The following is a 12,645-nucleotide window of genomic DNA, read 5'->3' as shown; positions in this document are numbered from 1 at the left end:
TATCAACCGACCCTAAGGAGTATCATTGTGATTAAATCCCGTGCAGCCGTGGCTTTTGCCGCAGGCGAACCATTACAAATTGTAGAACTTGATGTTGAAGCACCGAAAGCAGGTGAAGTTCTGATTAAAATTACTCATACAGGTGTGTGTCATACCGATGCCTTTACGTTATCTGGTGATGATCCTGAAGGTGTTTTTCCTGCAGTATTGGGGCATGAAGGCGCTGGGGTGGTGGTTCAGGTCGGTGAAGGTGTGACCAGTGTTGCGGTTGGTGACCATGTCATTCCGTTGTATACCGCTGAGTGTAAGGAATGCCTATTCTGTAAATCGGGTAAAACCAATCTCTGTGTTGCGGTTCGTGCCACTCAAGGTAAAGGTGTGATGCCAGACGGTACAACGCGTTTCTCTTATAATGGCCAACCGATTTATCACTATATGGGCTGTTCAACTTTTAGTGAATATACTGTGGTTGCAGAAGTCTCTTTGGCAAAAATCAATCCTGAAGCCAATCATGAACAAGTCTGTTTATTGGGTTGTGGTGTGACTACAGGTATCGGTGCAGTACATAATACGGCGAAAGTACAGGAAGGCGATAGCGTCGCTGTCTTTGGTTTAGGCGGTATCGGCCTTGCTGTGGTACAAGGCGCTCGTCAAGCCAAAGCAGGACGTATTATCGTAGTGGATACCAATCCAGATAAATTTGAGTTGGCAAAACAGTTCGGTGCCACTGATTTCCTCAATCCAAAAGAGTATGAGCAGCCGATTCAACAAGTAATTGTTGAAATGACGGGTTGGGGGGTTGACCATTCTTTTGAATGTATCGGCAATACCAATGTGATGCGTTCTGCATTGGAATGTGCACACCGTGGTTGGGGACAATCTGTGATTATTGGCGTTGCTGGTGCAGGTCAGGAAATCTCAACGCGTCCATTCCAGTTGGTGACAGGACGTAAATGGATGGGAACTGCTTTTGGTGGGGTAAAGGGTCGTAGCCAATTACCCAAAATGGTAGAAGACGCAATGAAGGGTGAGATCCAACTTGAACCATTCGTAACACATACCATGCCGTTGGACGATATTAATGATGCCTTTGACTTGATGCATGAAGGCAAGTCGATTCGTACCGTAATTCATTTCTAAATTTTAAAGATAAGATTTGATGGTGTGCGATACATCATCAAATCTTGAGTAGATCTTGATGTCAAAACCACGCTTAAAACTGCATGTTCGTATTCTATCTGATGAACAGATTGCCTTTGGCCCGGGTAAGGCAGAGTTATTGGATGCAATTCAGCGTACAGGATCAATTTCTCAAGCCGCAAAATCCATGGATATGAGTTACCGCCGTGCATGGCAACTGGTGGATACCATGAATCAATGCTTTCATTCCAATCTAGTCGACACCCAAACAGGCGGAACGCATGGTGGTGGTGCAGTGGTGACCGAATTGGGGCAAGTCGTGCTCAAAAAATTTAGAGCGATGGAACAGCAAGCGATTCAGGCAGTAGCGACTGAGTTCGAAGAATTATCTAATTATTTGAAAGTAAATAAATAATTTTATAAAAATAATTAGCTTCAATGAAACTCCCCCAATTTATTGCTCTCAATTTTACTTCTGGAAAATGTGCTGACCTATAAGGCATAGGCATTATTGTGGTACGTGTTTTGTCACCCGTGTTGAGCCATGTAAGTTATCAATAATCCAATTAAACGATTAAGTCTCTGATTATTTTATAAAAAATAAAACTGGCACACTTTCTGCTTCTATCTATGCAAACTTGTATACAAGATAGGATTCATAAAGTGAGCGAACTAAAAACTTTAGGCTGGACAATTTCTGAATGGCAAACGGCGTATTCAAAACAAGAGATCCAGCTGGATATTTTAAAAGAACTGGTTGCAGCGATTGATCCTAATGATGTTGCTTGGATTTCTGTTGCAAGCAGCGATTTGTTGCAACAACAAATCCAATCCTTAACGCAACGAACCCAAGATACGGATAACCTGCAAAAACAATTTCCGCTTTACGGTATACCATTTGCCGTTAAAGACAATATTGATGTGGCTGGTTTTGTCACCACAGCAGCTTGTAAGGCACTCACTACAGTTGCCACCCAAGATGCCGAAACAGTACGTCTACTCAAACAAGCGGGTGCGATAGTCATTGGTAAAACTAACCTTGATCAATTTGCAACAGGATTGGTTGGAACACGTTCACCCTTTGGAGCAGTACCGAATAGTTTCAAACCTGAATATGTCAGTGGGGGGTCAAGCTCGGGCTCAGCCAGTGTGGTCGCACGTGGTTTAGTTCCATTTTCACTGGGTACAGATACTGCAGGATCAGGCCGTGTACCTGCAGCCTTCAATAATATTGTGGGTTTAAAGCCGACCAAAGGTCGTTTTTCCAATCGCGGCCTATTACCCGCAGTAAAAAGTATCGATTGTATTTCAATCTTTGCCTTAACTGTTGCAGATGCTGAATTAGTTGCCGCCCAAGCCGAAGTCTATGATCCTTTAGATAGTTATTCACGTCAGCATCCTAAGAATGTACCGGCACGCTTTTCAAGTCAGTTGAAGTTTGCAATTCCAGATCAATTGAACTTCTTTGGTGATGTACAGGCAGAAAAAGCTTTTTTACAGACCATCCAATTACTGGAAAGTTTAAATGCTGAAATTACTCCAATTGATTTTTCAGCTTTTCAACAATTGGCGGCACAGCTTTATCAAGGCTCTTGGGTCGCTGAACGTACTGCTGCGGTCAAAGATTTACTCACAAGCAATGCTGATGATTTTGATCCGACGGTACTGGAAATTGTACGGCAGGGTGAAAAATATTCTGCAGTCGATGCCTACAATGCTGAATATTTAAGATTGGATTTGGCTCGAAAGATTCAGGACAGTTTGGCTGAATTTGATGCGTTGATTGTGCCAACTTCGCCAACGATTTATACCATTGAACAAATACAGCAGCATCCGATTGAATATAACGCACATTTCGGCACGTATACCAATTTCACCAATCTCGCCGATTTAAGCGCATTGGCATTACCCGCTGGCTTTAGAGCAGACAATTTACCATTTGGTATCACTTTGATTGCACCTGCTTGGCATGATGCAGCCTTGGTACATTTTGGTAAAGCTTGGCAAAACTACTTGGCCCTGAAACTCGGTGCTTTAGATAAAACATCATCGATCAGTGCACCAACTTTGGTATCACCTCATCATATCCGAGTCGCGGTTGTCGGTGCACATTTGACCGGCATGCCATTGAATTTTCAGCTCACCACACGTGGTGCAGTACATGTCGAAACCACTAAAACCTCTCAGGATTATGCCCTATATGCCTTAAATGGCACTGTTCCCCCAAAACCAGGCTTGGCGCGTCAGCAAGAGGGGCAAAACATCATTGTCGAATTGTGGGATGTACCTACAGCGCGCTTTGGCGAGTTTGTGGCAGAAATCCCAACGCCGTTGGGCATGGGTAATGTTGAACTGGAAGATGGTCGCTGGGTCAAAGGCTTTATTTGTGAGCCGTATGGCTTAGGTGATGCAGAGAATATCAGCCATTTTGGCGGTTGGAGAGCTTATATCCAGCATCGCAACAGTCAATCAGCCAATGCAGCCAACTAATTTTTGAGGGGAATCATCATGTTTAAGACTGTACTTATTGCAAACCGTGGTGAAATTGCTGTCCGTGCAATTCGAACACTAAAAAAATTAGGTATCACTAGTGTCGCGGTCTATTCGGAGAGTGACCGTTATGCTCAACATGTGCAGGATGCAGATGTTGCAATTGCACTGGATGGATTAAAGCCTGCTGATACGTATTTGAGTATCGAAAAACTCATTCAAGCTGCTAAACAAACTGGGGCTGAAGCGATTTTTCCGGGCTATGGTTTCCTGTCTGAGAGTGCAGATTTCTCTCGTGCCTGTGAAGAAAACAATATTGCCTTTATGGGGCCAACCGCAGAGCAGATTCTGGAATTTGGTTTAAAACACCGTGCACGTGAACTTGCCGCAGCAGCTCATGTTCCAATGACACCCGGTACAGGCTTACTGGATAGTTTAGAAGAAGCATTGAGTGCAGCTGAGCGTATTGGTTATCCAATCATGCTAAAAAGCACTGCTGGAGGCGGTGGTATTGGTCTCACCCGTTGTGATACTCCACAAGCACTCACGGATGCTTATGAAAGTGTGAAACGCCTAGGTGAGCAGTTCTTTAAAGATGCTGGTGTGTTTATTGAATGCTTTATTGATAAAGCACGCCATGTCGAAGTACAGATTTTTGGTGATGGTCAAGGTCAAGTGGTGGCATTGGGTGAGCGGGATTGTTCATTGCAACGCCGTAACCAAAAAGTGGTTGAAGAAACGCCTGCAGCGAACTTACCTGAAGCAACCCGTAAAAAGTTACATCAGGCCGCAGTGGAACTGGGGCGCTCTGTCAATTATCGCAGTGCAGGAACGGTTGAGTTTATTTATGATGCGCAACGCGATGAGTTTTATTTCCTTGAAGTGAATACACGTTTACAGGTAGAGCATCCTGTGACGGAAATGGTGACAGGTCTCGACTTAATCGAGTGTATGCTCAAAGTCGCGGCAGGCGATGCCTTGGATTGGGACTATCTCAGCAATATCCAACCGCAAGGTGCTGCGATTGAAGTCCGTATCTATGCTGAAGACCCCGTTAAAAACTTCCAACCAAGTCCGGGGATTCTGACCGAAGTTTCTTTTCCAGAAGGTATTCGCGTCGATACTTGGGTCAAAACAGGGACCGAAATATCACAATATTTTGATCCTATGATTGCCAAGATTATTGTACATGCCGAAGATCGGGCTGCTGCAATTGAAAAATTAAAAGTAGTTTTGGCTGAAACCCGTTTAAATGGTATCAGCACCAACTTGGATTATGCTCGAGCCATTGTTTCAGACCAACGTTTTGAGTCTATGCAAATCTGGACACGGATGCTCGATGATTTCAACTATTCACCAAAAGTGATTGAGGTGGTACAAGCAGGAACATTGAGTTCAATTCAAGATTATCCAGGACGTACTGGTTATTGGGATATCGGTGTACCACCTTCAGGGCCAATGGATGATTATGCCTTCCAGCTGGCCAATCGTATTGTCGGTAATGATGCAAAAGCAGCGGGCTTTGAATTTACCTTGGTCGGGCCAACTTTAAAGTTCCATGCCGATACAACGATTGCACTTACAGGCGCAAGCTGTACAGCAGTGTTAGATGAGCAACGGATTGCGTTTTGGCAGCCGATAAAAGTCAAAGCCGGTCAGACCTTAAAAGTTGGACAAGTGGCATCAGGCTGCCGGACTTATTTGGCCGTGCGTGATGGGCTGGATGTTCCCTTATATTTGGGTAGCCGCTCAACCTTTGCATTGGGCAATTTTGGTGGTCATGCAGGACGGACTTTACGTGTTGGTGACATGATCAAAATGGTTGATACAGAACTGGCCAGTGCCGAATTGCCGCTGGCAACCGATACACCACAAGCGCTTTCCAAAGATCTCATCCCTGAATATAGCAATGAATGGGAAATCGCAGTGCTGTATGGGCCGCACGGTGCACCTGATTTCTTTAAACCTGAATATGTGGAAGAGTTCTTTGCCTCTGAGTGGACGGTTCACTTTAACTCAAACCGTTTAGGGGTCAGACTATCAGGTCCGACACCGAGTTGGGCACGAGAAAATGGCGGTGAAGCAGGCCTACACCCATCCAATGTGCATGACTGTGAATATGCAATTGGTGCGATCAATTTTACCGGTGATTTCCCCGTGATTTTGGCAAAAGATGGCCCAAGTCTCGGCGGTTTCGTTTGTCCAGTCACGATTGCGAAAGCTGAGCTGTGGAAAGTAGGCCAACTGAAAGCCGATGATAAAATCCGTTTTTATCCAATCACGGCAGAACAAGCCAATGCGTTAGAACGGGAACAAATTGATAATATCCAAAACTTTGCAGATGCTGCCAAAGTTGTTGAAACCATTGAGCCTGCTCAAGATATTTTTACCACCATTTTAGCCCAACGTGAACCAACAGAGCTCTCGCCAAAAACCGTGTATCGCCAAGCGGGTGATAGTTATATTTTATTAGAATATGGTGAAAACGTTTTAGATTTAGCACTACGTTTGCGTGTGCACCAACTGATTCAGATGATTCGTAATGCCAATCTGGCAGGCGTTTTGGAACTGTCACCAGGGGTCCGCTCATTACAAATTAAATATGATGGTCTGGTGATTCCTCAAACTGAGCTGATTCAGCAATTGCTGAAACTTGAAGAGCAAATGGGTGATTTAAGCCAACTGAAAATTCCATCACGTATTGTGCATTTACCAATGACTTTTGAGGATAGTGCCACTTTAGGCGCAGTAGAGCGTTATCAGGAAAGTGTCTGTGCCAAAGCGCCGTGGTTACCGAACAATGTTGATTTTATCCAACGGATTAATGGCCTAGCACATCGTGATGAAGTGAAAGACATTATTTTTGATGCCAACTATTTAGTCCTTGGTTTGGGCGATGTTTATCTGACGGCACCATGTGCGGTACCAATTGATCCACGTCATCGTTTACTCAGTTCTAAATACAACCCTGCACGTACCTTTACTGCAGAAGGTACTGTTGGTATTGGTGGGATGTACATGTGTATTTATGGCATGGATTCACCCGGTGGTTATCAGTTGATTGGACGGACGCTACCGATCTGGAACAAGTTTAAAAAGAACAAGCAATTTGGTGATAAGCAATGGTTCTTGCAATTCTTTGACCAGATTAAATACTTCCCTGTGACTGAAGCTGAATTGAATGAATGGCGTGCAGATTTTGAAAATGGCCGTGCTCAAATTCAGATTGAAGAAACCGAGTTTGACTATGCTGACTATGTACAGTTTTTGGAGAATGAAGCGGAAAGTATTGCTGCATTTAAACAGAAGCAACAACAGGCGTTTAGTAGTGAAGTCAGTCGTTGGAAAGAGGAATTTGCTGCACAACCTGAACAACATGTTGAGCAAGCCAATCACGTCGATTACAGTCATCTTTCTTCATTAAATGCCTCAATGACAGGAAATATCTGGAAGATCTTTGTGGAACATGGTCAAGAGATCAAGAAAGGGGAAACTGTTGCGATTATTGAAGCCATGAAAATGGAGTTACCAGTTTATGCAGAGGAAGATGGTATCGTCAAAGCCATTATTTGCCGAGCAGGTCAAACCGTACATAGTGGTGAGCCATTGGTATATATGGAATAAGCTTGAATGAAAGAAGCCAGCATCAACATAAAAAACACAGCAAAAAGCTCAGACAATTTGTCTGAGCTGGTTTACCAACGCATCAAGAATGACATCTTTGATTTCAAATTGATGCCAGGTGAACGTTTTACTGAGTCAGAAGTTGCCAAAGCCTATGAGGTGAGTCGTACTCCCATCCGACAAGCCTTGTATCGCTTGCAACAAGAAGGTTATGTTGATGTGAGCTTTCGGAGCGGTTGGCAGATTCGACCGCTTAACTTTCGTTACTACGAAGAACTCTATGATGTCCGTATCGTTCTGGAAAAAGATTCAATTCGAAAACTCTGTCAAATCGATCATCATAACTCGGTTGAGTTGTCGGTTTTAAAAGAATTATGGTTGGTGCAACCGTCTGAGTATTTAAAAGATATCAAACAGTTGTCTCAGCAAGATGAGGACTTTCATTGTGCCTTGGTTCGTGCTTCGGGCAATAATGAAATGGCGAGGATTCATCGTGATTTGAGTGAACGCATTCGTATTATCCGCCGTTTGGACTTCTCCAAAGATTATCGAGTCGAGGCGACTTATCAGGAACATCAAAAAATCTTAGGTTTTATTTTCGATCGACACACTGAACACGCGATCAATGCAATTGAAGCGCATATTATGCAAAGTCGTGATGAAGTGAAAAAAATTACCTTACAGATGCTGGATTCGAGTCAGTTTTATTAGGCTCGAATCATCTAGATTTGCACTCACAGAGGTAATAAAACCTTTGCTAAAACTCTCTTTTCCATGCCTAATTCTGCATAAAACTAACAGTTTTTATCTGTTTGCTATTTAATAATAAAAATCACATTTCCAATCATCAGATGACATATGATGAATGACCAGACACTGATCAATTTATTCCTAAAACTGGTACATAAAGAAGGCTTTTTTGCCACATCTATTGATGGCATAACCTTGATGCGTGTCGATCACAACACACCACCGATTGCAGTATTACAAGAACCAACCTTAGTGTTTGTTTTGCAAGGTCAAAAGCGTGGCTATATTGGTACAGAAACTTATTCATTCAAGCAAAGCGAATGTTTAATTGTTTCGGTTTCTATGCCATTTGATTGTGACACCGTAGCCAGTCCAGAAACACGAATGATGGATCATGACCCTGACTCAATTAGAAATATTCTCGAAACTGGCAGAATTCAAAAATTTTACCCTGAGCGCCCAGCAACTTAATATTTCGCAGTCAGCAATTTCACATGCACTGAAAGCATTGGAAAAAAAGTGGGATACTCAACTATTCTATCGAAATAACAATGAAGTGGAGCTGACAGCCGCAGGGCAACGCTTGCTGCCTTATGTAAATGAAATCTTGAATGTTTCTCATATTATTCATCAAGAGGTGATGGATCTTAAAGGTCTAAAAACAGGTACTTTGAGGATTGGGTCCTTTGGTGCATCACCTTCCAATGTACTGATTCCATTGATTCTGAAAGCATTTCGCCAAAAATATCCTGAGGTCGAAGTACTGATTATGGAGGGTACAGATCGGGAGGTCATGCAATGGATTGAGGAACGAAAAGTGGATATTGGTTTCGTGGTTTTACCTGAAGAACACCTAGATACCTATCCTCTTTTAGAAGACATTTTTGTAGCTTTAATTCCTGCTCAGCTAACGCTAGCTCAGCAAAGTTCAGTACGGTTGGAGGATTTGGTTGAGCATCCATTTTTGATGACTCAGGCGGGAAGTCAAAATCATGTCATGGAACTGTTTAAGGCGGCGCAACTGACACCACAGATTAAATATAACTTGTCGCAAATTTTATCGATTTTGAATATGGTCAATGAAAATGCAGGCGTTTCCATTGTTGCCGACATGGCGCTAGACCAGAATATTCTTCAACTGTATCCAAATGTGGTAAAACGTCCACTCATGCCGAATATCAAAAGATCGATCGCTTTGGCTGTCAAAAACCATAAGCAAATAACCCCGATTGCACAAGCATTCATTGAAATGGCAAAACAGCTTTGAACATGGTTACCGTCTGGTTTTTCAGACACTCATCGTCTTAATTGTTCATAAAAAAGCTAGAAAAACAGACAAAAGTTATCAATTGCCTAAAATACTTCTATAATAGCTTCCATCATTACTAAGGTCAGTGTTTAGATACCGTGACGAGATGACCTTAGCCACACTTTTCTAAGTCTATTGCTTATCCACGATTCGGCTTATAGTTCAATATTTTCAATCTTATGTGCTTGCAACACGTAAGAATATTTAGGTGCACGCATGGAAATCAAGGTTAATTATCTCGACAATCTTCGACAAGAAGCGAAGTTTGATGACTTTACGGTAATCGCCGATCAGCCGATTCGCTATAAAGGCGATGGTTCTGCACCCGGCCCATTTGATTATTTCCTTGCTTCATCTGCGTTATGTGCAGCTTACTTCGTTAAAGTCTATTGTGCTGCGCGTGATATTCCAACCGACAACATTCGTTTATCACAGAACAATATTGTTGATCCTGAAAATCGCTACAAACAGATTTTTAAAATTCAGGTTGAATTACCTGCTGACATTTCTGAAAAAGACCGCCAAGGGATTTTACGTTCGATTGATCGCTGTACCGTAAAGAAGGTGATTCAAACCGGTCCTGAATTCGTCATTGAAGAAGTTGAAAGTATTGATGCGGATGCTCAGGCCTTGTTAATGCCGAGTCTGACTTCAGAAAACAACACTTATATTCTGGGTAAAGATCTACCGCTAGAACAAACCATTGCCAATATGTCCGAGATTTTGGCTGGTTTAGGCATGAAGATTGAAATTGCATCTTGGCGCAATATCGTACCGAATGTGTGGTCATTGCATATCCGCGATGCGCAATCGCCAATGTGTTTTACCAACGGTAAAGGCTCAACCAAAGAAAGTGCTTTAGCATCGGCTTTGGGTGAATTCATTGAACGTTTAAACTGTAATTTCTTCTATAACGACCAATTTTGGGGTGAGGAGATTGCCAATGCAGAGTTTGTGCATTATCCAGATGAAAAGTGGTTTAAACCGGGTCCAAATGGCGAATTACCCAAAGAAATTCTTGATGAATATTGTCTAGAAATTTATAACCCTGATGATGAATTACTGGGTACACATTTATACGATACTAACTCAGGTAATACGGAACGTGGTATTTGTTCATTGCCATTTGTACGCCAATCAGATGATGAAATCGTCTATTTCCCATCGAATCTAATTGAAAACCTCTATCTCAGTAACGGGATGAGTGCAGGCAATACCTTGGCTGAAGCTCAGGTTCAATGTTTATCTGAAATTTTTGAACGTGCGGTTAAGCGTGAAATTTTAGAAGGTGAAATTGCATTACCAGACGTACCACAAGAGGTACTGGCAAAATACCCAAGCATTGTTGCAGGTATCCAAGGGTTAGAGGAACAGGGTTTCCCTGTGCTGGTTAAAGACGCTTCATTAGGTGGTCAATTCCCTGTGATGTGTGTGACCTTAATGAACCCACGTACAGGTGGTGTATTTGCCTCATTTGGTGCACATCCTAGTCTTGAAGTGGCATTAGAACGGAGTTTGACTGAATTACTGCAAGGTCGCAGTTTTGAAGGTTTAAACGATTTGCCACAACCGACCTTCCAAAGCAATGCAGTCACTGAACCAAACAACTTTGTGGAACACTTTATCGATTCAAGTGGTTTAGTGTCTTGGCGTTTCTTCAGTGCCAAATCGGATTATGACTTTGTTGAATGGGATTTCACCAATGAAGGTGAAAACTCAAATGCAGAAGAAGCAGCAGAGTTATTTGGCATCCTTGAAGAAATGGGTAAAGAAGTTTACATGGCTGTGTATGAGCACTTAGGTGCAACTGCCTGCCGTATTCTTGTTCCAGATTATTCTGAAATTTATCTGGTTGAAGACTTGATTTGGGACAATACCAATAAAGCCTTGCTGTTCCGCGAAGATATTCTCAATCTGCATCGTTTAGATGAAGCGCAACTGGAAGCATTAGTCGAGCGTTTGGAAGAATGCGAACTGGATGATTATACTGAAATCACTACCTTAATCGGTATTGAGTTTGATGATAATACCGTTTGGGGGCAGTTAACCTTGCTTGAGCTAAAGCTGCTGATTTATGTGGCATTGCAGCAGTTTGAAGAAGCCAAGGAATTGGTAGAAACCTTCTTGCAATACAACACCAATACAGTTGAGCGTGGCTTGTTCTATCAATGCATGAATGTGGTATTGGAAGTTATGCTTGATGATGAAATGGAATTGGAAGATTACGAGTTTAATTTCCGTCGTATGTTCGGTAATGAACGTATGGATGCGGTGGTCGGTTCAGTTGAGGGGACAGTTCGTTTTTATGGCTTAACCCCAACCAGTATGAAACTGGAAGGATTGGATCGTCATTTACGTCTGATCGATAGTTATAAAAAGCTACATCAAGCACGTGCCAAAGCTGTTGGTTTAGCTGTTTAAAACTGGGTTAAAACACGTTGAGAAAGTGCATGTTGATCATGCACTTTTTTATTGAATGCAGACTCAGTTTTTTTATACATGTGCCACTTTAAACACTTGACCTTGCCATAATAGCAAGGTTTATAGTCTATTCATCTTCTTAAAAACTGAATGGAGTTTTGCGATGGAATTTCATGTTGAAAATATGACTTGTGGTGGTTGTGCACGTGGTGTAACGCGCGCTATTCAGGCCGTAGATGCAAATGCAAAAGTGATTACTGATCCCCCGAATCGTAGTGTGAAAGTCGAAACCACGGCAACGCAGCAGCAAGTTGCTGATGCATTATCAGAAGCGGGTTTCCCACCACGTTAAGCATATAGTGTTAAAAAAGCGGCGATCAGCCGCTTTTTTATTTGGAAATATTTCAAAAACAAAGGCTATATTGCTATAGCCTTTGCTGATTCTATTTTTTCCCTGCCAAGGGTGAAATTGAAAGCAGATCATTGTGAGAGTGAATATCTCTACTTTCATTCAAAGGCTCTTTAAGCCCTTCAAGAATTGGACAATCAGGTCGATGGTCGCCAGCACAACAATCCACTAAAGTTTGCAATGTTTGCACCATTTGCTGTAAATCTTGGATACGCTGTTCCAGTTTTTGGATATGTGATTGAGCCAAATGTTTTACATCAGCACTATGGCGATTGCTGTTACTCCATAAGTCAAGCAAATCGGTAATTTCTGTGACCGAAAAGCCCAATTCACGGCTGCGTTTGATAAATTTCAAACGTTCCACATCATTATCTGAATAAGAGCGATAGCCTGCATTGCTACGTCCCGCTGCTGGAATTAAACCAATCTGTTCATAATAGCGGATCATTTTGCTGGTTACGCCTGAAGCTTGAGAGACTTTACCAATATTCATCATATCCTC

At 42.4% G+C, this 12,645-nt stretch carries 9 protein-coding genes and 1 pseudogene; 9 read left to right on the top strand and 1 reads right to left on the bottom strand.

Going from position 1 to position 12,645, the window contains the following annotated elements:
* Positions 1-30: 30 nt before the first annotated feature.
* From NQU59_RS13250 to NQU59_RS13210, 9 genes and pseudogenes are all read left to right on the top strand, one after another.
* Positions 31-1,140: an S-(hydroxymethyl)glutathione dehydrogenase/class III alcohol dehydrogenase gene (locus tag NQU59_RS13250; RefSeq protein ID WP_026040171.1), complete on the top strand. Its 1,110-nt coding sequence runs from the start codon at positions 31-33 to the stop codon at positions 1,138-1,140.
* 58 nt (positions 1,141-1,198) lie between these two features.
* Positions 1,199-1,555: a winged helix-turn-helix domain-containing protein gene (locus tag NQU59_RS13245; RefSeq protein WP_043970628.1), complete on the top strand. Its 357-nt coding sequence runs from the start codon at positions 1,199-1,201 to the stop codon at positions 1,553-1,555.
* Between the two features lie 248 nt (positions 1,556-1,803).
* On the top strand, positions 1,804-3,630 hold the full coding sequence (atzF, locus tag NQU59_RS13240) for an allophanate hydrolase (RefSeq protein WP_257063760.1): 1,827 nt from the start codon (positions 1,804-1,806) through the stop codon (positions 3,628-3,630).
* 18 nt (positions 3,631-3,648) lie between these two features.
* Positions 3,649-7,254 carry an urea carboxylase gene (gene uca, locus NQU59_RS13235; RefSeq protein ID WP_257063759.1) on the top strand — a complete coding sequence of 1,202 codons (3,606 nt, stop codon included), beginning with the start codon at positions 3,649-3,651 and terminating at the stop codon, positions 7,252-7,254.
* Between the two features lie 6 nt (positions 7,255-7,260).
* Entirely contained in the window at positions 7,261-7,965 is a 705-nt protein-coding gene (locus tag NQU59_RS13230) for a GntR family transcriptional regulator (RefSeq protein ID WP_257063758.1), read from the top strand.
* Between the two features lie 147 nt (positions 7,966-8,112).
* A pseudogene (locus tag NQU59_RS13225) lies at positions 8,113-8,427 on the top strand (AraC family transcriptional regulator); the annotation flags it as partial.
* Positions 8,399-9,271 carry a LysR family transcriptional regulator gene (locus NQU59_RS13220; RefSeq protein ID WP_257063757.1) on the top strand — a complete coding sequence of 291 codons (873 nt, stop codon included), beginning with the start codon at positions 8,399-8,401 and terminating at the stop codon, positions 9,269-9,271. The pseudogene NQU59_RS13225 and the gene NQU59_RS13220, both read left to right, overlap by 29 nt.
* Before the next feature lie 258 nt (positions 9,272-9,529).
* Positions 9,530-11,734, top strand: a complete 2,205-nt coding sequence (locus tag NQU59_RS13215; protein ID WP_005241662.1) for an OsmC domain/YcaO domain-containing protein — start codon at positions 9,530-9,532, stop codon at positions 11,732-11,734.
* A 163-nt stretch (positions 11,735-11,897) separates the two neighbouring features.
* Positions 11,898-12,086, top strand: a complete 189-nt coding sequence (locus NQU59_RS13210; RefSeq protein WP_043970688.1) for a heavy-metal-associated domain-containing protein — start codon at positions 11,898-11,900, stop codon at positions 12,084-12,086.
* A gap of 91 nt (positions 12,087-12,177) precedes the next feature.
* Here the strand turns inward: NQU59_RS13210 and cueR are convergent, their stop codons facing one another.
* A complete protein-coding gene (gene cueR, locus NQU59_RS13205; RefSeq protein WP_005241660.1) occupies positions 12,178-12,636 on the bottom strand; it encodes a Cu(I)-responsive transcriptional regulator in 459 nt (152 codons plus the stop codon).
* Positions 12,637-12,645 lie beyond the last annotated feature (9 nt).

Origin of the sequence: Acinetobacter colistiniresistens, assembly GCF_024582815.1 — a bacterium.
Classification (GTDB): domain Bacteria; phylum Pseudomonadota; class Gammaproteobacteria; order Pseudomonadales; family Moraxellaceae; genus Acinetobacter.
The sequence above is the reverse complement of the archived record's forward strand: the minus strand, read 5'-3'. Positions and strand labels throughout refer to the sequence as shown.

Excerpts from the sequence above, each read along its gene's own strand:
- NQU59_RS13230 (WP_257063758.1), top strand. The coding sequence starts at position 7,261 with ATGAAAGAAGCCAGCATCAACATAAAAAACACAGCAAAAAGCTCAGAC.
- NQU59_RS13220 (WP_257063757.1), top strand. The coding sequence starts at position 8,399 with ATGACCCTGACTCAATTAGAAATATTCTCGAAACTGGCAGAATTCAAA.
- NQU59_RS13215 (WP_005241662.1), top strand. The coding sequence starts at position 9,530 with ATGGAAATCAAGGTTAATTATCTCGACAATCTTCGACAAGAAGCGAAG.
- NQU59_RS13210 (WP_043970688.1), top strand. The coding sequence starts at position 11,898 with ATGGAATTTCATGTTGAAAATATGACTTGTGGTGGTTGTGCACGTGGT.
- NQU59_RS13245 (WP_043970628.1), top strand. The coding sequence starts at position 1,199 with ATGTCAAAACCACGCTTAAAACTGCATGTTCGTATTCTATCTGATGAA.
- uca (WP_257063759.1), top strand. The coding sequence starts at position 3,649 with ATGTTTAAGACTGTACTTATTGCAAACCGTGGTGAAATTGCTGTCCGT.
- cueR (WP_005241660.1), bottom strand. The coding sequence starts at position 12,636 with ATGAATATTGGTAAAGTCTCTCAAGCTTCAGGCGTAACCAGCAAAATG.